Annotated in this window: 21 protein-coding genes; 9 read left to right on the plus strand and 12 right to left on the minus strand. The window is 66.0% G+C overall.

Going from position 1 to position 25,929, the window contains the following annotated elements; translation table 11 throughout:
- The first annotated feature begins 253 nt into the window (after positions 1-253).
- Positions 254-2,278, plus strand: coding sequence for a DNA topoisomerase IV subunit B (gene parE / locus ABF990_RS11705; protein WP_415500971.1), 2,025 nt, complete (start codon positions 254-256; stop codon positions 2,276-2,278).
- A 37-nt stretch (positions 2,279-2,315) separates the two neighbouring features.
- On the plus strand, positions 2,316-3,233 hold the full coding sequence (locus tag ABF990_RS11710; protein WP_415492405.1) for an EamA family transporter: 918 nt from the start codon (positions 2,316-2,318) through the stop codon (positions 3,231-3,233).
- A gap of 288 nt (positions 3,234-3,521) precedes the next feature.
- Here ABF990_RS11710 and ABF990_RS11715 read toward each other — a convergent pair whose 3' ends face one another.
- The 12 genes from ABF990_RS11715 to ABF990_RS11770 all read right to left on the minus strand — a co-directional run bounded on the left by ABF990_RS11715 (position 3,522) and on the right by ABF990_RS11770 (position 16,333).
- The gene (locus ABF990_RS11715; RefSeq protein WP_415492404.1) at positions 3,522-5,081 is read right to left on the minus strand and encodes a complex I subunit 4 family protein; all 1,560 of its coding nucleotides are present in this window, start codon (positions 5,079-5,081) and stop codon (positions 3,522-3,524) included.
- 109 nt (positions 5,082-5,190) lie between these two features.
- Positions 5,191-7,374, minus strand: coding sequence for a DNA mismatch repair endonuclease MutL (gene mutL / locus ABF990_RS11720; RefSeq protein ID WP_415506621.1), 2,184 nt, complete (start codon positions 7,372-7,374; stop codon positions 5,191-5,193).
- Positions 7,361-7,882: a DUF3035 domain-containing protein gene (locus ABF990_RS11725; RefSeq protein ID WP_415500942.1), complete on the minus strand. Its 522-nt coding sequence runs from the start codon at positions 7,880-7,882 to the stop codon at positions 7,361-7,363. Before ABF990_RS11725 ends, mutL begins: the two co-directional genes overlap by 14 nt.
- A gap of 70 nt (positions 7,883-7,952) precedes the next feature.
- Positions 7,953-8,453: a signal peptidase II gene (gene lspA / locus ABF990_RS11730; protein WP_415492360.1), complete on the minus strand. Its 501-nt coding sequence runs from the start codon at positions 8,451-8,453 to the stop codon at positions 7,953-7,955.
- A gap of 11 nt (positions 8,454-8,464) precedes the next feature.
- Positions 8,465-11,389, minus strand: coding sequence for an isoleucine--tRNA ligase (gene ileS, locus ABF990_RS11735; protein ID WP_415492361.1), 2,925 nt, complete (start codon positions 11,387-11,389; stop codon positions 8,465-8,467).
- 163 nt (positions 11,390-11,552) lie between these two features.
- Positions 11,553-12,491, minus strand: coding sequence for a bifunctional riboflavin kinase/FAD synthetase (locus tag ABF990_RS11740; RefSeq protein WP_415492367.1), 939 nt, complete (start codon positions 12,489-12,491; stop codon positions 11,553-11,555).
- Between the two features lie 4 nt (positions 12,492-12,495).
- Positions 12,496-13,206, minus strand: coding sequence for an acireductone synthase (gene mtnC, locus ABF990_RS11745; RefSeq protein WP_415500941.1), 711 nt, complete (start codon positions 13,204-13,206; stop codon positions 12,496-12,498).
- A gap of 11 nt (positions 13,207-13,217) precedes the next feature.
- The gene (locus ABF990_RS11750) at positions 13,218-13,763 is read right to left on the minus strand and encodes a 1,2-dihydroxy-3-keto-5-methylthiopentene dioxygenase (RefSeq protein WP_415500940.1); all 546 of its coding nucleotides are present in this window, start codon (positions 13,761-13,763) and stop codon (positions 13,218-13,220) included.
- Entirely contained in the window at positions 13,760-14,410 is a 651-nt protein-coding gene (locus tag ABF990_RS11755) for a methylthioribulose 1-phosphate dehydratase (RefSeq protein ID WP_415492368.1), read from the minus strand. The genes ABF990_RS11750 and ABF990_RS11755 overlap by 4 nt, the downstream gene beginning before the upstream one ends.
- Before the next feature lie 32 nt (positions 14,411-14,442).
- Positions 14,443-14,694 (minus strand): twin-arginine translocase TatA/TatE family subunit, encoded by a 252-nt coding sequence (locus tag ABF990_RS11760; RefSeq protein ID WP_415492364.1) that lies wholly within the window; start codon positions 14,692-14,694, stop codon positions 14,443-14,445.
- Between the two features lie 159 nt (positions 14,695-14,853).
- Positions 14,854-15,306: a CHAP domain-containing protein gene (locus ABF990_RS11765; protein ID WP_415492369.1), complete on the minus strand. Its 453-nt coding sequence runs from the start codon at positions 15,304-15,306 to the stop codon at positions 14,854-14,856.
- Positions 15,307-15,580: 274 nt separating this feature from the next.
- Complete coding sequence (locus ABF990_RS11770; RefSeq protein WP_415506622.1) at positions 15,581-16,333, minus strand: RecX family transcriptional regulator; 753 nt, start codon at positions 16,331-16,333, stop codon at positions 15,581-15,583.
- 258 nt (positions 16,334-16,591) lie between these two features.
- On the opposite strand from ABF990_RS11770, the gene ABF990_RS11775 reads away from it, so the two are divergent.
- The 7 genes from ABF990_RS11775 to ABF990_RS11805 all read left to right on the plus strand — a co-directional run bounded on the left by ABF990_RS11775 (position 16,592) and on the right by ABF990_RS11805 (position 25,792).
- Positions 16,592-17,794, plus strand: a complete 1,203-nt coding sequence (locus ABF990_RS11775) for an aspartate aminotransferase family protein (protein WP_415500234.1) — start codon at positions 16,592-16,594, stop codon at positions 17,792-17,794.
- Positions 17,791-18,783 (plus strand): ornithine carbamoyltransferase, encoded by a 993-nt coding sequence (gene argF, locus ABF990_RS11780; RefSeq protein WP_415492464.1) that lies wholly within the window; start codon positions 17,791-17,793, stop codon positions 18,781-18,783. Before ABF990_RS11775 ends, argF begins: the two co-directional genes overlap by 4 nt.
- 3 nt (positions 18,784-18,786) lie before the next feature.
- The gene (locus ABF990_RS11785; protein ID WP_415492465.1) at positions 18,787-19,101 is read left to right on the plus strand and encodes a hypothetical protein; all 315 of its coding nucleotides are present in this window, start codon (positions 18,787-18,789) and stop codon (positions 19,099-19,101) included.
- A 58-nt stretch (positions 19,102-19,159) separates the two neighbouring features.
- On the plus strand, positions 19,160-20,107 hold the full coding sequence (locus ABF990_RS11790; RefSeq protein WP_415500235.1) for an Hsp33 family molecular chaperone HslO: 948 nt from the start codon (positions 19,160-19,162) through the stop codon (positions 20,105-20,107).
- Positions 20,108-20,164: 57 nt separating this feature from the next.
- The gene (locus tag ABF990_RS11795; protein WP_415500236.1) at positions 20,165-21,091 is read left to right on the plus strand and encodes a hypothetical protein; all 927 of its coding nucleotides are present in this window, start codon (positions 20,165-20,167) and stop codon (positions 21,089-21,091) included.
- Positions 21,092-21,402: 311 nt separating this feature from the next.
- The gene (locus ABF990_RS11800) at positions 21,403-24,213 is read left to right on the plus strand and encodes an ATP-dependent RNA helicase (protein WP_415500237.1); all 2,811 of its coding nucleotides are present in this window, start codon (positions 21,403-21,405) and stop codon (positions 24,211-24,213) included.
- A gap of 262 nt (positions 24,214-24,475) precedes the next feature.
- Positions 24,476-25,792, plus strand: a complete 1,317-nt coding sequence (locus ABF990_RS11805) for a S1C family serine protease (RefSeq protein WP_415500238.1) — start codon at positions 24,476-24,478, stop codon at positions 25,790-25,792.
- Positions 25,793-25,929: the final 137 nt, after the last annotated feature.

Below are 25,929 nucleotides of genomic sequence, written 5' to 3' on the forward strand. Positions count from 1 at the left end.
CGGATGGGGCTGACAGGCAGGCTCCCGCCAAGCGCCGCGCCTTTCTGGTCCGGCGGCGTTCATACCCGACAGGTCAGGCTGTAGCCCTGGTACAGGCCCCGTCTGCCTGAACCCAGCCTGCCTGAAGATTGTGCCCCGCCAGCCTGCATGACCCGGACTCTGGCGGGCATGAGAGCCGCCAGCAAAAACAGTTTGCCAGGTACGCCCTCGCCACGCTTGACGAATCAACGCCAAAGCGGGACAGACTTTGCGCATGAGCGACCTGTTTTCCGCCCCCCCGCCAGCCCGCAAGCCCGCCGCCCCTTCAGCCCGCAAGACGGAGGCCGAACCGCAGGCCTATGACGCCAGCGCCATCGAGGTGCTTGAAGGCCTTGAACCCGTACGCCGCAGACCGGGCATGTATATCGGCGGCACGGATGAAGGGGCCCTGCACCATCTGGCCGCGGAAATCCTGGACAATTCGATGGATGAGGCCGTGGCGGGCCACGCCACCACCATCGACGTGCGGCTCGATCCCGGCAACCGCCTGAGCGTGCGCGACAACGGGCGCGGCATTCCCGTGGACCCGCACCCGCGTTTTCCCGACCGTTCGGCGCTGGAAGTCATTCTGACCACCCTGCACGCGGGCGGTAAATTTTCCGGCAAGGCCTATGCCACATCAGGCGGCCTGCATGGGGTGGGTTCATCTGTCGTGAACGCGCTGTCGGCCCGGATGGATGTCGAAATCGCGCGTGACCGTATTGTGTGGCGGCAGTCCTATGAACGCGGCAAACCGGTAACGGCGCTGGAACAGGTCGGCAATGCCCCCAACCGGCGCGGCACCCAGATCACCTTCCAGCCCGATCCGGAAATTTTCGGCTCCCATGTCTTTTCGCCAGCACGGCTTTACAAACTGTGCCGTTCCAAGGCGTTCCTGTTCCGTGGCGTTACAATCCGCTGGTCGTGCGACCCCGATCTGATCAAAACGGGGGATGAAACCCCGGTTGAGGCGGTGCTGCATTTCCCCGGTGGGCTGGCCGACAGTCTGGCGGACGAACTGGGGCCAAAAGCCCCCCTGCTGGCCCCCATATGGGCGGCGGAGGCACAACTGCCGCCCGCAGCCGACGGGACCGAGACCGGCAAGGTGGAATGGGCGATCGGCTTTATGGAAAGCGGCGCGGCCTCTCTCATTTCCTACTGTAATACCATCCCCACACCGCTGGGCGGCACGCATGAAACCGGGCTGCGCAACGCGCTGGTCAAAGGATTTCGCGCCTGGGGGGAACAGCGTTCGATAAAAAAGGCCGCCAGCATCGCCGCCGAGGACGTGCTGGGCATGATCGCGGCCCGGTTGTCGGTTTTTATCCGCGACCCGCAGTTTCAGGGCCAGACCAAGGAAAAGCTGACCACAACCGAAGCCAGCAAGCTGGTTGAAACCGCGCTGCGCGACCGGTTCGACCACTGGCTGGCGCAAAACCCGCCCCAGGCGGACGCGCTGCTGGCCTTTACCATCGAACGGGCGGAAGAACGCCTGCGCCGACGCGAACAGAAAGACACGCCGCGCAAAAGTGCGACACGCCGCCTGCGCCTGCCCGGCAAGCTGACCGACTGCACCAAGGAATACGCGCCCGAGACCGAAATTTTTCTGGTCGAGGGCGACTCGGCCGGTGGTTCGGCCAAGCAGGCCCGCAACCGCGAAAACCAGGCCGTGCTGCCATTGCGGGGCAAGATTTTGAACGTGGCCAGCGCCACCACCGAAAAACTCCGCGCCAACCAGGAACTGCGCGACCTGATCGAAGCCCTGGGCTGCGGTTCGGGCGACGGATTCGATCTGAGCAAGCTGCGCTACGGCCGCGTGATCATCATGACCGACGCTGACGTGGACGGCGCGCATATTGCCTCCCTGCTGATGACGTTTTTCTACCGGGAACTGCCCGAACTGGTACGCAACGGCCATCTGTACCTGGCCCAGCCGCCGCTGTACCGCCTGACACAGGGCGCGCGCAGCGTTTACGCGATGGATGACGCCGACCGCGAACGCAAGCTGAAGACAGAGTTCAAGGGCCGTGGCAAAATAGACGTGTCACGCTTCAAGGGGTTGGGGGAAATGCCTCCGGCGGATCTGAAGGAAACAACAATGGACCCGTCACGCCGTACTCTGCTACGCGTCGTGACGCCGGCGGAAGAACGGCTGAACACCCGGGAACGGGTAGAAAGCCTGATGGGCCGCAGGCCGGAACTGCGCTTTGCGTTCATTCAGGAACATGCCCGCAGCGTGGACGAACTTCTCGACATTTGATTTCTGGACATTCCAGCAAGAATTGAGCTTACACGCCATGTCGTCTTCTTCTCCTGCCGTCTCCGCGCGGGATCGTATGCTGGCGCTCATGCAGGTTACGGGCGGCATGATCAGCGTTCAGCTTGGCACCTCGCTGGCCAAGCTACTGTTTCCCGTGTTCGGGGCCAGCAACATGCTGGGGCTGCGGACCTTTTTTGCCGCCGTGGCACTGGTGCTGGTTTTCGGCACATGGCGCTGGCATGGGCTTTCAGTGCGGGTTCTGAGGGTTCTGCTCCCTTACGCCATTGCGCTGACGGGCATGAACGCCATGTTCTATCTCGCGCTCAACCGCCTGCCGCTGGGTATTGCGGTTGCCATCGAGTTCATTGGCCCGCTGACCCTGGCTTTCCTGAGTTCGCGCCGCGTGGCGGATGTGTTGTGGATTGCCCTGACCGTGGTGGGACTCGGGCTGCTGCTCAAACCGCAATCGGCCGTGACCCTCGATATGGTGGGGGTGGGCTACGCGCTGATCGGTGCCGGTTTCTGGACCGGTTATATCATCTGCTGCCGCAAACTCGCGCATAAGGTGCCCCCCGGCCATGGCTGCGCCGTGGGCATGGCGATCGGGGCGGTTATCCTGCTGTTTCCCTGCACGGTGCCAGCCCTTGTCATCGGCTTTCATAACCCCGCCATGCTGGCCCTGAGCGTGGTGGTGGCACTCAGTTCCTCCGCCCTGCCCTACGCGCTGGAAATGCGGGCCATGCACCGCCTGACCACGCGTGAGTTCGGTCTGCTATGCAGCCTGGAGCCTGTCTGCGCCACGCTGTCGGGCACGCTGCTGCTGCACGAAATTCCCTCGCTACGTCAGTTAGGCGGCATCCTGTGCATTGTCACAGCCTCGGCCGGGATCGTGCTGGGCCCAAGCCGCGCCAGCCATGAACCCGTGCCCTCCGAACTGCCCGAACTGCTGGATTAAACCCCGCCAAAACGCCATACGGCAGCTTCAGGCAGGACACTGGCTGGCAAACAGACGATCGCGCCCGCCCTGACGCCCATCACGCAGTCCTGCCGCCAGTGAACGCCCCGCCCCTGCGCGGCAGGGTGGTTCCGGGCCGATATACCCCGAACGGGCTTTTACCCAATAGGATCACGGCATGGTCCGAACAGAGGGCATCAAAAAAGGCAGGACAGGGTTCCCCCTGTCCTGCCCATAAAACCGATCCTGCCCGCACGGGGCAGCCCGGCATGAACCCGGCAGCCAGCCTTACCGGCTGGCAAGCTTGACCACATCCGATACATGGCCCGCATGCTGGACGGCCACCGGACCCCTGCCGGATGACGCGGCAAAACCGTCGCTCATGGCAGACCCGTGCACGGCCTGCATCACAACCGGATCGAACAGCCGGGTAAAGCTGCCGGGGTGAACCCCCATCCACAGCGTGACCACGGCCAGCGGCACCAGCACGGCCATTTCGGCCGCTGTCAGGTCACGCAGCAGACCGACCGTACCCCTGACACTGCCGAACAGCACCCGACGATACAGCGAGAGCATGTACACAGCCCCCATGATCATGGTACCACCCGCCAGCAGAGCCACCCAGATCGAGACATGCACCGCCCCCATCAGCACCAGCAGTTCCCCAACGAAAGAGCCCGTGCCCGGCAGCCCGACATTGGCCATGGTAAACAGCATGGCCAGCAGGGACAGCACCGGCATCTGCCGCGCTACCCCGCCCAGAGCCGAAATCTGACCGGTTTCTGCCCGCCATGCCACGGCGGCGACGCAGAAGAACAGAGCCGCGATCACCACACCATGCGACAGCATCTGGAAAATGGCGCCGTCGATTCCTTCCGCCGTGAGGGTGAACAGACCGACCGCGATCATGCCCATATGCGAGAAGGAAGAATACGCGATCATGCGCTTCATGTCGGTCTGGGCAAAGGCGACAAAGGCCGCATACAGAATGGCCACAACACCCAGCGCCAGCACATAGGGAGCAAACGCACGCGCCGCGTCAGGGAACATCAGCACCCCGAACCGCAGCAGGCCGTATGCCCCGGTCTTGGACAGAACCCCCGACAGCATGGCCGAAGCCGGTGTCGGCGCTTCGGAATACGCATCGGGCAACCAGCCATGCAGGGGAAAGAGCGGCAGCTTGACGCCGAACGCCAGCACAAAGGCCAGCAGCAGCCAGCCCTGCAAGGGCTCGGAAAAACCGGCCTGCATCAGGGCCGGAATATCGGTCGTGCCCGCATGCAGCCACATGGTGATCAACCCGACCAGCATGAACAGCGAACCGCCAAAGGTGAACAGAAAGAACTGGAGCGACGCCCAGACGCGCCTGGGTCCACCCCAGATCCCGATCATGAGGCTGCCCGGAATGAGCGTTGCTTCGTAAAAGACGTAGAACAGCACCAGATCCTGCGCGGAAAACAGGCCGAACAGGGCCGTTTCCAGCATGAGCATGGCGGCCACGAAGTCGCGCCCCTGCGTCTGCACGCTGCGCCAGCCAGCACCAAGAGCCAGCGGGGTCAGGAACGCCGTCAGCAGGATGAACACCAGGCTGATCCCGTCCACCCCCGTATGGTAGGTAATGCCGTAATCCCCCATCCAGCGCAGACGCGTTGCGAACTGTATGCCCGGCACGGAAGGGTCGAACCAGAGCCAGAGCAGAACGCTCAGCCCCAGGGTCACGAGAGTTGTCCACAGACCAAGCCAGCGTGCGGCGCGATCCCGGTCCTCGGTTTTGCCGGGACACAGGAACGCCACCAGCGCACCGGCGAGAGGGAGATAGGTAATCAGCGAAAGGAGGATCGGCTGCACGACTTCACCACCGTATAAGTTGGATGAAAGAGTGCTGAAATACTTGCGCCATTTTGGGGCCCGAGGCCAGCATGTGGCAGTTCACGTTCTGCCGACCACGGTTTTGTGCTCAGCGGCGTCCGAACAGCTTTTCCAGATCCGCGCGGCTCAGTTTCAGCCATGTCGGCCGCCCGTGCGAGCAGGTGCCAGCGCGTGGCGTGGCCTCCATCTGGCGCAGCAGGGCGTTCATTTCCTCCGCCGTCAGCCTGCGTCCGGCACGGATGCTGCCATGGCAGGCCATACGGGCGATCACGGCGTCCAGCCTGCCGTCGAGGGCTGCCATTTCATCGGGGGCGCCGTGTTCGTCGCGTTCCAGTTCATCCGCCAGATCGCGCAGCAGGCCCGACGCATCGGTGCCGCCCAGCATGGCGGGCACCGCGCGCACCAGCACCGAATCCCCGCCGAACGCTTCCAGTTCCACGCCGAGTCTTTCCAGCACCGGCTGACACGCCAGCAGACTTTCCACCTGTGCACGGGGCAGGTCCACCACGTCGGGCACCAGAAGGCGCTGCGCCTGCACCCGCCCGCCCAGAAACTGCGTGCGCAGGCGTTCGTGGGTCAGCCGTTCATGGGCCGCATGCTGGTCCACCAGCACAAGGCTGCCATCGTCCGCCACGGCCATAATATACGTATCCAGCACCTGCGCGACCGCAGCCCCAAGCGGATGCGCACTGCCAGCCCCGCCGCCACGGGTGGCCCCCGGAGCCGCCCCATAACCGCCACCAGGGCCACCCCCAAAGCCACCCCCAGGGCCACCCGTAGCGGCAACGCCGTTGCCCCCTGCCCCCTGGTGCAGGGGGGCGGACGGATCGTCCGGCGTTTCCGCATAAGCACCGGTACCGGGCGGTGGAACAGGGTAAGCCGGGGCAATGGTGCGCGCCTGTGGTGCATCGCCGAATTGCAGGCGGGATTCGGCAAAGCCCGATGCAGCACCCTGCCCCTGTGCGGCCATCGGCACCCCGCCGGAAGCGCCACCCGTGGCGCCAGCAGGCAGTCCCCCCGCCGGGCCGGGGCCGATACGTGCCATGTCCGGTGTGGTCAGGGGCCGGTTTTCGGGTCGGTTTTCGGGCGGGTACCAGATCCGCGCGCCCCGGGATGTGGCGGACAGCACCGGTCTTACACCGACAACACCCGCCCCATGTTCGAGCGCGCGCTGGATGGTGCCGATCACCAGCGAGCGGACTGCTGCTTCGTCGGCAAAGCGCAGTTCAGTCTTGGCGGGGTGGACGTTCACATCCACCATGGTCGGTGGCACGCTCAGCATGATGGCCACGACCGGATGACGCCCCGCCTCGATAACCCGGCGATAGGCCACCCGTACCGCCGTGCGCAGCACGGGGTCCACCACGGGGCGGCCATTCACAAGCATGAACTGCCCGCTGGCCGTGGCCCGGTGGATGGAAGGCGGGCAGATAAACCCCGCCAGGGTCATGCCGTCGCGCGCGCCCTCTATGGCGATCAATTCATCCGTCTGGCTGGCGTCCAGCAGGGCCGCCACCCGTGCCGCCATGTCCTGGGCCGGCAGGTCGAGCACGACCCGGCCGTCCAGCACGAAACGCACCGCTGTCTGCGGCACGGCCAAGGCCAGACGACGCACCACGTTTTCGACATGGCGGCCTTCCACACGCGCGGATTTAAGGAATTTGCGCCGGGCCGGGGTCGCAAAGAACAGGTCCTCCACCACAACGGTGGTACCCGCAGCCCCGGCAGCGGGCTCTGGCGGCGTCGTGGCACCGCCCTCGACCCTGATCCGCCATGCCCCGACCTGTTCCGCCTGTGCTGTGCCGCCGGACATGGCCGGGTCGCGGCGGCGCGACGTAATGGCAAGCCGTGCCGCCGCCCCGATGGATGGCAGGGCCTCCCCCCTGAAACCGAGGGTTGCGATATGCACCAGCGTTTCATCACGCAGTTTGGATGTGCAGTGCCGCTCCACCGCCAGAACCAGATCGTCGGGGGTCATGCCCACGCCGTCATCCGTGACGATAATGCGTTCCACCCCGCCGCCCGCCAGGGTAATTTCCAGCCGCGTGGCCCCGGCATCGATCGCGTTTTCGGCCAGTTCCTTCACGGCCGCAGCCGGGCGTTCGATCACCTCGCCCGCGGCAATGCGGTTGACGATCACCTCGGGCAGGCGCCGGACCGGCAGTGGCCGCGTGGTTACGGTATCGGCCCCGACGGGAGGGGGCAGAGCCGGGTCGGGCCGCGCCCCGCCGGTCAGGGCTGGATGTTGGGAACCGGGCTTACTGCCGGACATTCGTGGTGAGGGTCGCGCCCTTGGTGGGCGGCTTGCCCAGCGCCGCGTTGGTTTTCAGGCGCTGGTTCTCGGCCTTGGCGTCCACCACCGTGCCTGCGTGCCCACCTTTCCAGAACATGAGCTGCTCGACAAACCCGGAGCCCGAGGAGGCCAGTTCGCCCGTGTCCACCGTGTCGGACGCGGCGGCGGCTTCGTTCACCAGAATGGTCTGGCCCTCGCTGGTGTCACCGTTCGTGCCGCGCAGCGCCACGTCGGGGGACAGGGTTTCGAGCGCCTGCAGGCGTTCGCTCTCATCCTGGCGACGTTCGTCACCGTTACGGGTGGGTTTGGCCAGTTCGTCGGAGGTCGGCATGGAAAGCGGGGCGCGGGTCGTGACGGTATATTCGTCCGGCATACTGCGTTCCAGCCCGAACGCACGCGCGGTCTCGCTGCCCGAGCAGCCGCTGAGCATGACGCAGCTACCAAGCAGCAGCAACGGAGAAACCAGGGTTGAAACACGGCGCGCCATCATCTGCTTTCTACTCATCCTGAAAAAGCCGCAGGGACCGTCTGCGGGCTGGTGTCCTTGAGGAGGACGATCATTGAGATGCCTTGCTTCCGCCAGACAGGGAATTCTGAAGCAGCAGCACGCATACCGAACACACTATAGCCGAATCAGCAACGTTGAACACATACCAAGACCAGCCGAATGCATGGGCATGCACAAAATCCACCACGGCCCCGTACCGCAGGCGGTCCATGACATTGCCCACGGCCCCGCCGGTCACCGCACCCACGCAGAGCGCCGTCAGCCTGCTGGGGGTGCGGAACATCCATACCAGCAGGGCCGCCGCCACACCCAGCGAGATCACCGAGAACACGATACGCCCCGCCCCGCCAAGCCCGCCGAACATGCCGAATGTCACGGCATGGTTCCAGACCATGGTGAAGTTCAGGAACGGCAGCAGCCGCACGCTGCCCCTGTCGGGCAGGTCCAGACCGTAGAGAATCCAGTATTTGCTCACCTGATCGGCCGACAGCACAAGGGCCAGGGCCAGCAGGCCCAACCCGAACGGCCGCAGCATGAAAGGTCTGCTCATGGCCTGAACGCTCACGCGCCACCGCCGGCAGGAACGCCGCCAACCGCGCTGCCACCAGCCTGTTCCACGACATCCGCGCAGCGCAGGCACAGGCCGGGATACTCGGCACGGGTGCCGGTTTCGGGCAGCACCTTCCAGCACCGGGCGCATTTTTCGCCCTCGGCCACGCGCACCACCGGCGCGCCATGCAGCAGCCCCCCTTCCTCACCCGGCACATAGACCGAGGAGGATGTCGGGTCGATTACGACATCGACATGCGAGACAATGGCCAGTTCGCTCCAGTCCACGCCCGCGAACAGGGCGGCTTCCTCCTGCGAGAGGGTCAGTTCCACCTGCGCCTGAAGGGACGAACCGATCTGCCCGGCCCGGCGCGCGCCTTCGATTTCAGTGGTGATGACACGGCGCACGCCACGAATACTGGCCCAGCGTTCTTCCAGTTCCGGGTTCATCCATTCCACCGGCATGTCCATGAAGGACTGTTCATGCACGCTGGTCTCGGTCCCGAAGCGCGCGGCCCAGGCTTCCTCCGCCGTAAACACCAGAACCGGGGCAAGCCATGTGCTCAGGCAGCGGTGCAGGATATCAAGCACCGTGCGTACCGCCCGTCGCGTGGGGCTGGACGGGGCGTCGCAGTACAGCACGTCCTTGCGGATATCGAAGTAAAAAGCCGAAAGATCGGTGGTGCAGAACCCGTGCAGGGCCGGGTAGACACCCACCCATTCATGGGTTTCCACCGCGCGGGCCACAAGGCCCGACAGTTCGGACACGCGGTGCAGCACCCAGCGTTCAAGGTCCGGCAGGTCGGCATAGGCCACCGTTTCAGACTCCGTAAAGCCGTCAAGCCCACCCAGCAGCCAGCGCAGCGTGTTGCGCAGCCTGCGATAAAGCTCACCCTGCTGCTTGAGAATTTCCTTGCCGATTCTCAGGTCGTCGTTCGTGTCGGAATTCATGACCCACAGGCGCAGCACATCCGCACCCAGGCTGTCGTTCACGTCCTGCGGGGCGACGACATTGCCCAGGGACTTGGACATCTTGCGGCCCTGTTCGTCCAGCACGAAGCCGTTGGTCACCACCGCCCTGAACGGCGAGACACCGCGCGTGCCCACACTTTCCAGCAAGGAGGACTGGAACCAGCCGCGATGCTGGTCCGACCCTTCCAGATACAGGTCGGCGGGAAATGTCAGGCCCGGCCGCCCCAGCACGAAGGAATGGGTGGACCCGCTTTCGAACCAGACATCGACAATATCGAAAACCTGATCGTAGTCCTCCACCTTGCGGTCGGGGCCCAGAAAACGTTCGGGGGGAGAACTGTACCACGCATCCGCGCCCTCGGTGCGGAACGCCTCGACAATGCTGGCCATGACATCCGCGTCGCGCAGGACCTCGCCCGTGCGTTTTTCGACGAACACGGCAATGGGCACGCCCCATGCGCGCTGGCGGCTGATACACCAGTCGGGGCGGGTCCGCACCATGGAGGTCAGGCGGTTGCGGGCCTGCGCGGGCACGAAGGTGACGTTATCGAGCGCCTTGAGCGCGTTTTCGCGCAGGGAGTCCTCGCCATCCATGCGGATGAACCATTGCGGCGTGGCCCGGTAGATGACGGGCGCGCGTGACCGCCATGAATGCGGGTAGGAATGCACGATCTGCCCGCGCGCGATCAGCCCGGCCGGTGCCGTGCCCGCCGCATTGGCGCGCTCCATCGCATCGACCAGTGTTGCGCAGACCACATCGGCCGCCTTGAACACATGCACACCGGCAAAGCCCGGCACCCAGGGGGCATAGGTGCCATCGGCCTGCACGGCCTCGGGCACTTCGATACCGTTGGCGCTGCACAGCAGGAAGTCGTCCTCACCGTGGGACGGAGCCTGATGCACGAGCCCGGTTCCGGCCTCGGTGGTGACAAATTCGCCCGGCAGCATGGGCACGTCGAAATCGTACCCCGCACCGCGGAGCGGATGCGCGCAGACAGCGCCTTTCAGCGCGCTGCCCGGCAGGGTGTACAGCACGCGGTGCGCGGCCACATGGGCTTCGCGGCAGAAATCGTCCACCAGGGCTTCGGCCACCAGCACCTTCGCACCCGGTTCCAGCAGCGCACCTTCGGACGTTTCATCCACCCGCAGCACCACGTAGGTGATCTCGGGGCCGTAAGCCAGCGCGCGGTTGGCAGGAATGGTCCACGGTGTGGTGGTCCAGATCACGACCGACACATCGGCCAGGGCATGGGCCGTCGTGGGGTCCTTGATGACGGGAAAAGCCACGAAAATGGTGGTGGAGGTATGATCGTGATATTCGATCTCGGCCTCGGCCAGGGCGGTTTTTTCAACCGGGCTCCACATGACCGGACGCAGGCCGCGATACAGCTTGCCGTTGAGCAGGAACCGCCCGATTTCCTCGGCAATGGCCGCCTCGGACGAAAAATCCATGGTGGCGTAGCGGTTGTGCCATTCGGCCTGCACGCCCAGCCGCTTGAATTCCTCCATCTGCACGCCCAGCCAGTGCGCGGCATAGGCCCGGCATTCGGCACGGAATTCCAGCACCGGCACGCCGTCCTTATCGCGCTTGGCCTTGCGGTATTCCTCTTCCACCCGCCATTCGATCGGCAGGCCGTGACAGTCCCAGCCCGGCACGTAACGCACGCCGTAGCCCGCCATGCGGTGTGCGCGGTTGATCACGTCCTTGTTGATCTTGTTCAGCGCGTGACCGATATGCAGGTTGCCGTTGGCATAGGGCGGGCCGTCATGCAGCGTAAAGGTAGGCCGCCCCTCGGCCTGGGCCGCAAGACGCGCATCCAGCCCCGTGTCCTGCCAGTGGGCCAGCCATTTGGGCTCCTGCGTTGGCAGACCGCCCCGCATGGGAAAAGACGTACGCGGCAGAAACACCGTATCGCGGTACTGATCGGCGGGGGACGTCTTGTCCGGTTCACTGGATGAGGTCATGAGCGGCGGAAATCACTTCGGTTCGGGTGCGTGGTGCAACAGACAGGCACGGCGGAAAGCAGGCAGCCAGCCAGCGCGCCACGGCAGACGCCATGGCAGGTCCGGCCATGGCTCGCGCGGGGTGCGGCCAACCCGTCCCTTATCAAAAAGGAACGGCGCAGGGTCAAGGGGCAGGTGCGAGAAGCTGGCGGGCCTGGTCCGCGTCCTGTGCGATCTGGGCCTTGAGTTCGTCCAGACCGGCAAAGCGCATTTCGGGCCGCAGCAGGCGATGCAGGGCCACCGACAACTGCTGGCCGTACAGATCGCCCTCGAAATCGAACAGATGGACTTCCAGCCGGCTTTCCTGCCCGTCGTTTATGGTGGGGCGGCGCCCGACATTGGCGACCCCCATGCGCGTATGCCCGCCCGGCAGGCGGATTGTGACGGCATAGACCCCACGCGCGGGTTCGAGGTGCCGACCCAGTGCAATATTGGCGGTGGGAAAGCCCAGCAGGCGGCCACGCTTGTCCCCATGCTGGACCACACCGCGGATAAACCAGGGGCGCCCCAGTTCCTCGGCCGCGCGTTCGGGGTAGCCGTCCTGCAACAGCCGCCTGATGCGGGTGGAGGAAAAAGGCCCCCCTGCATCGGCCAGGGCGGGCACCTGTGTCAGCCCGATATCGAGCGCCTGCGTCCGCTCGGCCAGGAAATTGATATCGCCCCCGCGCCGGTGCCCGAAGGCAAAATCCGGCCCGCAGCCCACATGCCGCAGGCCCAGCGCGTCATGCAGCACATCGCGGACGAATTCTTCAGCACTCAGGTTGGAAAAAGCGCGGTCGAACGGGATTTCGAACACATGTTCGACGCCCAGCGCCTCGAGTGCGGCAACGCGTTCCTCGGACAGGGTGAGCCTGAAAGGCGGGTCCTGCGGGCGGAACAACTCGCGCGGGTGCGGCTCGAACGTCACCACCGCGCGGGGCAGGTCCGGTCGGGCGGCATGGACGGAGCGGATCAGATGGGCATGGCCCAGATGCACGCCATCGAAATTGCCAAGGGCCGCCGCACAGCCCCGCGCAGTATCGGGAATACCCCGCCAGTTCGTATGAAGCCGGGCACGCGTCAGCACCTTATGCGCCCCCCGGCAACCCGAACAGGCGCACCGCGTCTGGCAGCGACGCCGCGACGCGATGGTGCGTGCCGGCCACCGTGCCGTCTTCGGGCCGGGCGATCTGGCAGACCTGAAGTCCCGCCTGCGCCGCCGCGTCCAGTTCGGCCACGACATCGGACAGGAACAGGACATCCCCCGCCTGCCAGCCGGTTTCCTCCAGAATATGGCGATAACTGGCGGCCTCTTTCTTGCCCCCCACGCGCAGGTCGAAAAACGCGCTGAACAGGTCTGTCACGTCGCCCTGGTGGGTGTAGCCGTAAATCAGCCTCTGGGCCGGTTCCGAGCCGGAGGAATACACCGCCAGCACCAGCCCCGCCGCCTTGAGCGCGCGCAGGCAGGGCACGACATCCGCGTACAGGTCAGCCACAAGGTCGCCCTGCCGGTACCCCTGTTCCCAGCACAGGCCCTGAAGGGCCTTGAGCGGGGCCACCTTGGCGTCTTCATCCATCCAGCGTTCGAGCTGGAGCTGCGGCGCGACATCGGGGGCCAGTTGCCGGGTCTGGGCCAGCGCCTCGGCCACTGCGGGGTCGGTCGCGCGCTGTGCCAGCAATGTGGGCAGGTACTGCCGCGCATAGGGGAACAGAACCTTGTGGACAAAGGCCACGGGCAAGGTCGTGCCTTCGATATCCAGCAGGACGACTCGTGGGGTGTCCCCCGTATTTTCGCGCATCGGCCCCTCGTTCACGCGGCGTAGGCGGGGAACTGCCCCGCAATGTCGCTGCCGGTGTACTGCGCCACCCAGCCTTCCTTGTGGGTAAAAATCCGCAAAGCCACCACATCGGGCTCCGGCCCCGCATCGAACCAGTGCTTTACGCCCTCCGGCACGGAAATCAGGTCGCCCTGGGTGCAATGCACATCGTACACTTGGTTATCCAGATGCAGGATGAAATGCCCGCCGCCATGCACGAAAAACCGTACCTCGTCCTCGCTATGGACATGTTCGGACAGGAATTTCTGCCGCAGGGCGGGGTAATTGGGGGTCTGTGCGCTGACACGCAGCACATCGGCCGAGCCGGCCCCGGTTTCACCCATCAGGCGGTCCAGCCAGGGGCGGTATGTCTGCAACACCAGTTCCTCGGTCGCGTCGCGCGGGGGAATGGCCGGGCCTTCCCACCGTTCGAAGCGCACATCGTGGGCGGCCAGAATACGCGCGATCTCCCCAACGTCCTGCGTGCGCAAAGACGGGTTTTCGGGCTGGCCATCGTCATAAACGACCAAGCTGCTCATGGAGCCGGTGTTCCTTTTTCTAGTGTTCGTCTTTGCAGCAGGCAGGCCAGCAGGAATTCAAGCCCTTCCAGCCGGGCAAGGGCCTGGGCCATGTCACGCCCCCAGACATAGACACCATGCCCGCGAATGATATAGCCCGCCGGCATGGAGCCGAAATGCGGCTCCACCTCGCCCGCCAGCCGCGCGATATCCTGATCGTTGGCAAAAAGTGGTACCGTCACGGTTGCGTCATGCGTGGTCTGGCCGTCGAACACCTTCTGCACCTCGTAATCCCGCAGGATCAGAGCGTTGCTCTGCTCGATCATGGACAGCACGGTGGATGCGACGGAATGCCCGTGCAGCACCGCCCCCACATCGGGCATGCGGCGGTAGACCTGACAGTGCAGAAGCGTTTCGGCACTGGGCCTGTGCGCGGGATCGTGCGGGCGACCGGTCTCGTCCACCGTTATCACGTCCTGAGGGTTCAGGAAGCCCTTGTGGCAGCCAGAGCGCGTAATGGCGATACGCCCGTCAGCCAGCCTGCAACTGATGTTGCCCGCCGTTGCGGGCACCCAGCCGCGCGCATCCATTCTCTGCCCGGCGCGCACGATGTCCAGGGCGCCGGATTCCAGCAGGCCGCTCCGCCGGTCCAGAACCGGGTTATCCATTGTCATGACGTCCGTTTTTCCGCAATCGTGACTTACTGTCGACCGGCCTGATCGGCAGGCGCGTTGGTGCGCTGTTCGGCAACGGGGGGAACCGGCGGGGCGATATGCCCGCCATTACGGCTGGAGGTGTCCTCCATCGTTTCATCGTCGGCCATGTGTTTCTTGAAGGACTTGATGCCCTTGGCCACGTCACCCATCAGCGTGCTGATCTTGCCGCCGCCGCCAAACACCACCAGCACGACCACAAGCACGATCAGCCAGTGCCAGATGCTCAAGCTACCCATTTCATACTTCCTTACCTGCGCCGCGACACCGCGACCCGTCTTCCAACCTTGAAGCAGCCAGCAGTACATGAGGGCGAATGCCCGTTCATGCAAGTTTTTCCTTCATGCACGCCTGCGCGAGCGAACAGGCCCGCCAGACGCCCGCAAACCCGGCTTTTCTCAACTCCTGTCGGGTGGGGTGGGCTCTATGAACCCGAATGCGGGATACACGGTTTTGCCCATGCCCTCCACCGGGGTCCACCACACGCGCACCCGTGTCCAGTCATTGGCGGGGGAGACATCCTCCACGGGGGCGCGGCGTGTTACCCGCCCCGGCTCCCAGTTGGCGTGATCGACCAGCACCAGCCGGGTATTGCGCACCTGCCGCACCACCGACACATGGCCCGCGGGCAGCCGCCCCGTGGGGCGGAACACCAGTACATCCCCCGCGCGCGGTACGGATGAGCGGGCATACTGCCCCCGCGCCTGCCCCCACCAACTGGCCGCCGCGCCACGCAGGTTGATGGCGGAATGTTCACGCGCATAAGGCGCGCACTGCACGGACCCGTTCCAGCCTCCGCCCGCGCAGGCAGGCAGCAACAGCAGCAACGCCAGAACCGACAGGCGCGCCACGCTGGCGCCAGATGCTTCCGCAGCAGGCAGGCTGGCCCCCGCCACGCCGCCACAAAAAAAGGAACACACCCCCCGCACCGGGCGTTGCGCAGCCAACCCGCAGGCATTGCGGAACGCGGTCCAGCGCGACCCTACCGCCGCCCCGCCGGCCAGCCCGCCGATCGGCCCACCGACTGACCGACCAACTGGCCCACCAACTGGCCAGCCCATGCGCACGCCGTCCCGGCACGTGTCATACCCGCGATCCGCATGGCGTTCCGTCATGCCCGGCACCTCATGGCGCGCTCTTCAGGCGTTCCAGCCATTCCTGCGCCTCCTCCGCGTCCATATCGAGAGCACGCTCGGCCGTGTCGCGCCCGAACCCGGCGCGCGCCAGAACACCCAGCGCCCTGCCCCGCGCCAGCGCCGCCGGTGCTGCGGTATCGGCATCGTGCGCCGTATCGTAATCCTGCGCATGATCCGGCGCATGATCCGCCCCCTCCGCCACGGGGCTGAACGGGCCAAGCCTGCGCTTGCGGGTCAGAACAAGGGCCGCGCACAGGTCACGCTCGCCCGCACTCAGGGGCGCAACACCAATGCCGGGCGGGGTGGCAAAATCATCATCCGCACCGCCTGCCAGAGCCTCGGCACTGACCTGCGCCTCCACCCCGCGCGCGGCCAGATGGGCGGCAATGGCCCGCCCCGAACGGCCGGAACGTGCGAGCCTGCGCACGCGGGAGCGGGCGAAAGCGGAGTCGTCCACCGCACCGGCGGCCACCATTTCGGCCACGACAGCCGCTATGACAGGACCAAGCTGACGGGTCGCGGCATCGGTCTGGTCGGGTTCCGCCCCGGCGGCAATGGCCTGGCGCTGCCAGCGCGCCACACGCCGCAGCAGCACCTGCTCAAGACCGTGCCGTGTGGTGCCGAACCGGGCCAGATGCGCCAGCGCCGCCTGCCGCAGGGCCGAATGGTCGGGGGCCGGGCGGTCAGGGGCCGGGCGGGCGGGGGCCGGAACCACCGCAGAAGTATGAGCCGCATTATTCATGCCACCACCTTACCCCGCCCGGCGCGGGTGGAAAATATACCCCGCGACACACAGCCTGTCAGGCGCGTGCAAATACAGGCGGAGCGTTCATGACACATATGCAGGTTTTTCGTGACAGAAGTTTGACACACGCCCGCACAAAGCGCCATGATACAAGGTAGTAACGGATCGCCCGCTCCATTTTCAGGCAGCGGGCTCTTTTCGTTTTACGTCACACCCCGATCAGGCTCACAACCGCCAAAGTAAAGACCAGAATCCATGATTTCTCCGATAATGCCGACCTACAAGCGCGCCGACCTCGCTTTCGAGCAGGGCGAAGGCGCATGGCTGCAGACATCGGACGGTCGACGATTCCTGGACTTCGCGGCGGGGATCGCCACCTGCTCGCTCGGACATGCCCACCCGCATCTGGTCGAGGCCATTGCCCGCCAAGCTGGCCGGGTCATGCATGTGTCCAACCTGTTCCGCATTCCCCAGGGGGAAAAACTGGCCGAGCGGCTGGTGGCCAATACGTTTGCCGACAGCGTGTTCTTCTGCAATTCCGGTGCGGAAGCCAATGAAGGCATGGTCAAGATGGCCCGCCGGGCGCAGATGCTGGCAGGCCACCCCGAACGCACGGACATTATCTGCATGGACGGGGCGTTCCATGGCCGCACGCTGGCCATGCTGGCCGCCACGGGCAACCCCAAATACCTTGAAGGGTATGGCCAGCCCGTGTCCGGGTTCAGCCATGTGCCGTTCAACGACATAGACGCCGTGCGCGCGGCCATAACCCCGCAAACCGCCGCCGTCATGCTCGAACCCATTCAGGGTGAAAGCGGGATCAAGGCGGCGTCGCCCGAATTCCTGCGCGCCCTGCGCGCCCTGTGCGACGAAACCGGCGTGCTGCTGGCCCTGGACGAGGTGCAGACCGGCGTGGGCCGTACCGGCCGGCTGTTCGCGCACCAGTGGGCAGGCATTGCCCCCGATATCATGAGCACGGCCAAAGGGCTTGGCGGCGGGTTCCCCATCGGGGCCATTCTGGCCACGCGGAAAGTGGCGCAGGGCATGACGCCGGGCACGCACGGCACCACCTTCGGCGGCAACCCGCTGGCCTGCGCCGCCGCCAACGCGGTGCTGGACGTGGTGCTGGCGCCGGGCTTTCTGGACCAGGTCTGCGCCCGCGCCGCCCTGCTGGACGGGCTGCTCGACGCCCTGGTGGCCGACGCGCCGGACATTTTTGCCGAGCGCCGTGGCCTGGGCCTGCTGATCGGCCTGCGCTGCGTGCCCCCCGTGGGCGACGTGCAGGAAGCGGTGCTGGATGCAGGTCTGCTGTGCGTAACGGCAGGCGACAACGTGCTGCGCCTTGTCCCGCCCCTGACCCTGAGCGAGGATGACTGCCGCCAGGCCGTCGCCCGTCTGGCGCACGCGGTCGCCACGATCAAAAACAGCACATCGACAGTTCTGGAGCCCGCACAGTGAGCGCAGTCGCCACCGCCTCCTCCTACACGGCCACGGCACCGCGCCACTTCCTTGACCTCAAGGACCTGGATGCCGCCACCCTGCGCCAGATTCTGGACGTGGCCAGCAGCATGAAGCGGATGCAGCAGGGGCGCCGTTTCCCCCTGCATCCGCGCCAGCCGCTGGCGGGGCGGCAGCTCGGGCTGATCCTGTCCAAGCCGTCCACCCGCACACGCGTGTCGTTCGAGGTGGGAATCCGCCAGCTTGGGGGGGATGCGGTCGTGCTTTCCCCGCAGGAAATGCAGATCGGACGGGGGGAAAGCATTGCCGATACGGCGCGCGTGCTCTCCCGCTTTGTAGATGCCATCGCGCTGCGCACAGGCAATACCGAAACCCTGCACGAACTCGCCCGCTGGGCCGACGTGCCCGTCATAAACGGCCTGACGCCTGATTCGCACCCGGCGCAGATCCTGGCCGATATCATGACGTTCGAGGAACATCGCGGCCCCGTGCGCGGGCGCACCTTCGCCTGGACGGGGGATGGCAACAATGTTCTGGTCTCCCTGATCGAAGGGGCGGTGCGTTTCGGCTTCGCGCTCCGGGCCGCGACCCCCGTGACCATGAAACCGCCGCAGGCCGCCCTTGACTGGGCCCACCGCGAAGGGGGCGACGTGCAATGGACGTCCGACCCTGACGAGGCCGTGACGGGGGCGGACTGTATCGTGACCGATACCTGGGTCAGCATGTCCGACTCGCAGGAAGAAGCGGCGTCGCGCAGCGCCCGGCTGGAACCCTACCGCGTGGATGCCGAACTGATGGCCCGCGCGGCACCCAATGCCCTGTTCATGCACTGCCTGCCCGCCCATATAGGGGAGGAAGTGACCAAGGACGTGTTCGAAGGCCGCCACTCCGTCGTGTTCGACGAGGCGGAAAACCGCCTGCATGCCCAGAAGGGCATTCTGGCCTGGACACTCGGTGGTTCGAACTGGACATCTTTCGGCAAGGAATAACCCATGAACGACGGCGCATTTCCAACCCCGTCCACCACGGAAGAAACCCCGGCCACGCCGGGCTGGGTGGAAAGCAGTCTGGACGCGATCCTGGCCACCCTGCCCTATGACAGCGCAAGGCTTGCGCCGTTCCGCGCCTCCTACCTGGACTGTCTGGCCCGCTGTGGCCGCGCGGCCGACCTGGATACGGAACATGACGCCTGCCGCAAGGGGCTTCTGCGCGCCCTGCAGGACGGGCTGGGGCTGGATGCGGCTGGCCAGCGCACCTTGGAACAGAAGCTCGAAAAACTCGAACTCGATATTTCCGCCGATCTCTGAAACACCCGGCCATGCCGCCGTGTTTCCGCCACTGACCCGCTCAGGATAAATTATTTTCATGGAAAAACCGGCTTTTCTCGACCGCGACCGCCCCGATGTGCCTGATCTGGTGGTTCCGGGCGGAGTAACGCCTTTCTATCTGGCGGGCCGGCCCGTGCGTGGCCGCCTTGTGCGCCTTGGCGTGCTGGCCGATGCGCTGCTGACCCGGCATGACAACCCGGCCCCCGTGACCAGCCTTGCGGGCAAGGCGCTGGCTCTGGTGGCAAGCCTTGCCTCGGCCCTGAAGTTCCAGGGCTCGTTCTCGCTCCAGATCAAGGGCGATGGCCCGATCTCCATGCTGGTGGCCGACTGCACGGACACTGGGGCCCTGCGCTTTTACGCCCGCACGGATGAAGACGCGCTGGAAGCCCTGCTGGCCAGGACACCCCGCCCCATGGACCGCGACCTGCTGGGGAGCGGCTATCTGGCGCTGACAGTGGACCAGGGCCCCGATACGGACCGCCACCAGGGTATTGTGGATATCGCGGGGGACACGCTGGCCGACATGGCGACCCACTACTTCACCACCAGTGAACAGCATGCCTGCTGGCTGATGCTGTCATGCACCATGACCGACGCCGGCTGGCGTGCGGGCGGTCTGGTGCTGGAGCGGATCGCGGGGGAAGGCGGGTCCCATGTCGTGGACAATGCCGAGGCCGATGCCAACTGGGAAACCGCGACCATTCTCGCGTCAACCCTGTCGACCGCCGAACTGCTCGATGACGGCCTGCCCCCCGCGCAACTGCTGCACCGCCTGTTCCATGAAGAAAACCTGCATGTCAGCCAGCCACGCGCCTTGGCGTTTGGCTGCCGCTGTTCCCGCGCGCGCCTGGCCGAAGTGCTCCAGACCTTCCCCGACGACGATCTGGACCACATGAGCGAGGACAGCGGGACAATCGTGATGACATGCGAATTCTGCAACAAGGATTTTCATTTCCCGCGCAAGGATATTACCGCCGACCTGTAAAGACCGCCGAACCGCCTTTTTTCCCCGCATTCAACCCGTTGTGCCAGAGTATTCGCCATGATGCTGCTTTCCCGTTCGCGCCGTTTCTGCCTGGCGGCGGTTCTCGCGCTGCCCACGCTGCTCGCCGGCTGCGCGGATGACGACCAGCCAAAGCATTTCGCTCCGCTGCGTTACGATTACCTGAACCAGATCAACCTGAATGTGTCCTCGCTCAGTATCAGCGACAAAACGCCAACCCACCCGGTCGAGGGCGATATCGGCTACAAAGCCCCCACACCACCAGTTGTTGCTGTACGCCAGATGGCCGAGGACCGGCTTGCGGCCAAGGGTGCCGTGGGGGTTGCCACCAAAGCGCGCTTCGTGATCGAACAGGCCTCCATCCTGCATGAACCGGGTGGCACGCTGTCGGGCAAGGTGGCGGTGCATCTCGACATTCTCAACCCGGAAGGGCAGCGCGTGGCCTTTGCCGGCGCGCAGGCCACGCAGACCCTGCACCCCGACCCGTCGGGCAATGTCGAAAGCCAGGCCAATCTGTATGAACTCACGAAAAGCATGATGCAGACGCTGAATGTCGAGTTCGAATATGAAATGCGCCATTCGCTGGGCAAATGGCTGGTCGATGCCGGTGGCGCGCCTGTGGGCGACGCCATTCAGGCGCAGCCGCTTGCAGGCCCGGGCGAAAGCACGGACCCGTCGGGCACCGGCCAGTTGACCACGGGCGCCACCTCCGGCGGGCAGGCGCCTGCTGCCCTTGCCCCCCCGCTGGACGGGACGTCGACCGCCCCTGCGGCAACGCAGGCCGTCAGTCCTGCAGCCAGTTCTGCCGCCACTTCCGCCCCCAGCCCGGAGGACAGTGAACCCAATCCCGTTTTCCCGGCGGGTACGGACAGTTCCGCCGCCGCCCCGTCCAAATCCACCCCCAAGAGCCTGTCCCCCAAGGCAGGGTTCCTCAAGCTGCCGGGGCAGACCACCACGGGGCAGTAACACACCCCGCCAGCCCGTCTCCGCCCGCCCCTCGGGTGGATACGGGCAAACGGGTTCCGGGCCGGGCTGACACCATGCTGGCCCGGGGGTAAGGCTCAGGAGCGTGTTTTTCAGCAAGCTTGGCCGCCCCCACCATCCGCCTTGGGATCGCTCACCGGCCGGCACCGCCATGCTCCGCCCCTTCCCGCGCGCAGGCCGCCGCGACACCCGGCAAGGTCGCGGCAGACCCCGGCGGACAATGACGGGTGTTTCTTCCCCCGGCTCTGGCCTGACCGGCCCGGGCCGTTCCAGCCGTGGACTTTTTTCGCCGTATGCCTGAAACAGCCCCTTCCCTGCACGACATGATCCGCATTGCCGACGGCCTGCCCGTCCGCGAAATCCTGCCTGCCCTGTGCGCGCATCTGGCCGGGGCGGCCACCGCACAGGACCCCGAGGGGCATAACAGCGCGCAAGCCCCTGCCATCGCCCCGACCAGGACACCTCCTACTGGGACACCCCCTGCTGGGGCATCCCCTGTCGGGACCGCCACGGTTGGGACGGCTACGGTTGGGACCTCCATCAACGCGATTGTCGTGGCGCCACCGGGTGCGGGCAAGACCACATCCATTCCGCCTGTGCTGGCTGCCGCCCCCTGGCGGGCACAGGACGATCGGATCATCATGCTCGAACCACGGCGGCTGGCGGCGCGGGCGGCGGCGCAACGCATTGCCGCCCTGCTGGGGGAAGAAGCAGGCGGTTTTGTCGGCTATCGCACACGGGTGGACTCGGCCATGTCGGCCCGCACACGCATAGAGGTGCTGACCGAAGGCCTGTTCCTGCGCCGCCTGCTGGACGACCCCATGCTGGAAGGGGTCGCCTGCGTCATCATCGACGAAGTGCATGAACGTTCGCTGGATGCGGACCTGGCCATTGCCTTCTGCCTGGACCTGCAACGCAACCTGCGCCCGGACCTGCGGCTGGTGGCCATGTCCGCCACGGCAGAAACGGAGAAACTGGCCGCCTATATGAACGCCCCGGTCTTTACCAGTGCCGGGCGCATGTTCGAGTTGAGCATACACCACGCCAGGAAAGATATTCCCTCCGTGCGGGACATTCCCGCCGCCACGGCCAACGGGGTCCGGCAGGCTCTGGCGGAAACACAGGGCGATATTCTGGTGTTTCTGCCCGGCACGGGCGAGATCCGGCGTACGGCACAACTGCTGGCCGATACGGGGGTCACGGTCCTGCCCCTGCACGGGGAACTGCACCCGGCCGAACAGGCCCGTGTGCTGCGCCCCGGCAATGAGGGTGAACGGCGGGTTATTCTGGCCACATCCATTGCCGAAACATCGCTGACCGTGCCGGGCGTGCGCGCCGTGGTGGATTGCGGTTTTCGGCGCACCCCCCGGTTCGACGCGGGGGCGGGGCTTTCTCGGCTAGATACGGTGCGGATTTCAAAGGCGGCCGCCCGCCAGCGCGCAGGCCGTGCAGGGCGTGAAGCTCCCGGCGTTGCCTACTGCCTGTGGACCCCGCATACCGAACGCGCCCTGCCCCAGCACGACAAGCCCGAAATTCTGGAAGCGGACCTGTCCGACTTTGTGCTGGCCACCACATTATGGGCCGACACGCTGGGCACAGGCACGCCAGAACCGGACACAAAGGGAACTGGCGCACAGGAAACCGGCACACAGGAAACCGGCACACAGGGAACATCCCCACCCAAAACAACGGGAACAACACTTCCGGGACAGCCCGACAACGCCCTGCCCCTGCTGGACACACCGCCCGGCGCTGCTGTCAGCGTAGCGCGTGAACTGCTGGTGCTGCTGGGCGCGCTGGACGATACCGGCGCCATAACTCCGCTGGGGCGGCGCATGGCCACCCTTGGCACCCACCCCCGGCTGGCGGCCATGCTGCTGGCCGCCCGCACCCCGCCCGAAGCCGCCCTGGCCGCCGACCTGGCCGCCCTGCTGGAAGAACGCGACCCGTTGCGCCCCCGCCAGAGCGGCGGCGGTGGGCCACCGCCCGTGCCGCCAGCCGACATCGGCCTGCGGCTGGACCTGATAGCCGGGGGCGACCACCCACAGGCGGACCGCGCGGCACTGGCCCGTATCCGCCAGGCGGCAGGGCGTTTCCGCGCCCGGCTGGGCCTGTCCCCACGGCTTGCCGCCCAGGGCGAGGCTGCGCCCCTGCTGGCTGCGGGCTTTCCCGACCGGATTGCCCTGAGCCGGGGCGAGATCGGCAGTTTCCGACTGGCCAATGGCAGCAATGCCCGCCTGCGACGGGATGACGGGCTGAGCACCGCACGCCTGCTGGCCGTAGCAGGGCTGCACCTGCGGGCTGCGGCGGAAATCAGGCTTGCGGCACCGCTCGATGCCGACAACCTGCCCCCCGCCGTGCTGGACCGCGCGCGCGAACAGGTGGAAACCACGCTGGACCCCGTCAGCGGTACCATCATGGCGCGCAGGCGCACCCGCATAGGCTGCCTGGTACTGCGTGATCGCACCGAAAAAGTCCGCCCCGAAGATGCAGGCCCCCTGCTGCTGGCCCATGTGCAGACCAACCCCGAAACCGCCCTGAACTGGACCGATACCGTGCGCCAGCTTCAGGCGCGGGTAGAAATTGCCCGCACCCTGGCCCCGCAGAATACCGACATGCCACAGGACTGGCCGGATTTTTCATCCGCAGCACTGGGGCGTACCGCCACGGACTGGTTCGCCCCGTTCATGGAAGGGTGCATGACACCTGCCGCCCTGCGCGACATCGATATCACCAGCGTGCTGCGCACCCATCTGGGCTACACACACGCCACCTGGCTCGACCGTGAACTGCCCACAGCCCTGCCCTTTCCCGGCGGGCGGGCGGATGTCGATTATACTCAGCCCGTGCCCGTGGCCACAGCCCGTGCGCAGGCATTTTATGGCACCACGGAAACACCCCGGCTGGCGGGCGGGCGTGTGCCGCTGCGACTGGCCCTGCTGTCCCCCGCAGGGCGGCCGCAGGCCATTACGGCGGATCTGGCAGGTTTCTGGCAGGGAGGGTGGGCGGACATGCGCCGCGACATGCGCGGGCGCTACCCCCGCCACGACTGGCCGGAAAATCCTGGCCTGGCTCCGGCCCGCCCCCGCACGCGCCCGAACTGAACTGAACTGAACTGAACTGAACTGAAACGGGCACGAACGGGCAGCAGCCACGCCCGCCGCCCCATGGTAAACGAAACATGGTAGGCCATGCCAGCCGGGCCACATATTAAGACAAAGCCAAGAAATCGGCGCCCGGGTACCGCATAACGGTTGCACAAACTGCGCAAACCGGGCCAGAAATCGGTATGGCTGATGACGTGACACCCCCCGCATGACAGCGCCTTTGCGCAAAACGCCGGCACAGGGGCGAACGGGGACACCCATGACGGGCAAAGGGTTCGCACGTCGGCTTTTTTCCATACGCCCGGGCGGCGGCATACCGTGCGGCAAGGCCCGTGGCCTGTCCGCCTCTGGTGCCGGTGGCGGGTCCATGCGCGGACTGTCGGCCTTTTTGCATGCGCGCACCGTCCCCACACTGGCGGGAACGGGACTGGTGGTCCTGCTGGGCGGGGCTGCCACACCGGCGCTGGCCAACGCGCTCCTGCCCGACGCGGCAACAGCCGGTTCGGCACCTGCTGGCCCTGCGGCACGTGACCAGCCAGGCTCGCGGCAGGTACTGCCTGCCTTTGCGCCCCCCATACCGCTTGTTGGCGGGGGGCCGTCCAGCTTTGCGCCACTCGTGCGCAAGGTGGTGCCAGCCGTGGTCAATATTGCCGTCACGCGGGATACGGACCCACAGGCCCGGCGCAAGCTGCCGTCATCCGTGCGGGACACGCCGCTGGAACACCGCTACCGCGAACGCATGCGCCGCCACCATGACGACCTGCTGGAAGCCGGTTCGGGCTTCCTGATCGACCCGAGCGGGGTGATCGTCACCAATGGCCATGTGGTGGAGGACGCGGACCGGATTACCGTCTCGCTCATGGGCGGGCAGGAATATACCGCGACCCTGACCGGGCTTGACCCGCTGACGGATATTGCCGTCATCAAGATCGACAGCCCCCAGCCCCTGCCTTACGTGCAATGGGGCGACAGCCGCCTTGTGCAGGTAGGGGACTGGATTCTGGCAGCGGGCAACCCGTTCGGGCTGGGGTCTTCGGTCACGGCGGGCATTGTCTCGGCCCGCGGGCGCGATATCGGGGCAAGCCCGTTCGACGATTTTCTGCAACTGGACGCGCCGATAAACCCCGGTAATTCAGGCGGCCCGACCTTCAACCTCGCGGGGCAGGTCGTGGCATTGAACACGGCCATCGTGTCACCCACCGGCGGGTCGGTCGGGCTCGGCTTTTCCATTCCGTCCGAACTGGTCATTCCCATTGTGGAAACCCTGCGCCGGACCGGTCATATCGACCGGGGCTGGCTGGGGGCCACGCTGGAAGACAGCGCTACCCATACGGGGGTGCAGGTGTCCGAGGTGGATCGCAACGGCCCTGCTTTTCGTGGCGGGCTGCGCAAGGGCGATATCATTACCCGGCTGAATACCGAACGGGTTGAAACCGCACGCTTCCTGATCCGCGCCGTGGCTGCCATCCAGCCCGAAACCGATGCCCAGATCACGATCCTGCGGGCAAAGCAGTCGCTGGTGCTGGGCGTGCATATTGGCACCCGCCCGGATTCGGAGGACGGGGACACTCACTGACCCCGCAGGAACGGCCCGCCTAACCGACACCGGGCGCCAGACGCCACCCCTGGCCATGCCGTTGCACACCATCCCCGTGCCGTGCCGTGCCGTGCCGTGCCGTGCCGTGCCGTGCCGTGCCGTGCCGTGCCGTGCCG

Source organism: Acetobacter sp. (genome assembly GCF_047723915.1).
Taxonomy (GTDB): domain Bacteria; phylum Pseudomonadota; class Alphaproteobacteria; order Acetobacterales; family Acetobacteraceae; genus Acetobacter.